This is a genomic window from Pedococcus sp. P1_H8, assembly GCF_056405175.1.
In genome coordinates this window covers 1-528 of sequence record NZ_JBFUCP010000121.1, presented here as the reverse complement: position 1 = coordinate 528, position 528 = coordinate 1, and the positions used below count along the sequence as shown (strand labels likewise).

The 528-nt window shown below is 68.9% G+C and carries 1 protein-coding gene; it reads left to right on the top strand.

Annotated features, from left to right (window positions below):
* Positions 1-310 (top strand): SRPBCC family protein (locus AC1DYG_RS19155; RefSeq protein ID WP_477641448.1); only part of this gene is annotated, 310 nt, incomplete at its 5' end.
* Between the last annotated feature and the right edge of the window lie 218 nt (positions 311-528).

Genomic DNA, 528 nt, shown 5'->3' with positions numbered 1-528 from the left:
GTTCCAGCACCTCGCGGTGGGTGATCCGGTGCTGCTGCACCCCAAAGCGCCACCGCTGACGGTCGCCGCGATAGAGCAGGGTCGGCATCTGGTGCTGATCGGTTCGTCGCCCGACGGCGCCGACGCGTCGCTGTGGGCGTTCCACCTGCTCGACGACGGGGGCGGGGGCACCCGCCTGATCGAGCGGGGACGCTACGCCCACAGCGGTGGGCGGGCGAGCAGTCTCGCGTTCGGCCCGACCCTGCTCGAACCGATCAGCTTCGTGATGAGCCGCAAGATGCTGCGCACCCTTCGCGCACTGGCCGAGTAGCGCGGGACCCGAGCCGCCCCTTGCAGCCACACTGGGCCAAAATATGTAGACCGGTCTATACTGAACCCATGAAGAAGGGCGAGGAGACCAGACTGCGGATGATCACGGTCATGGCGGCCGCGGTCGAGGAGAAGGGCGTGGCGGCGACCGGCGTCACAGGATCACGGTCATGGCGGCCGCGGTCGAGGAGAAGGGCGTGGCGGCGACCGGCGTCACAG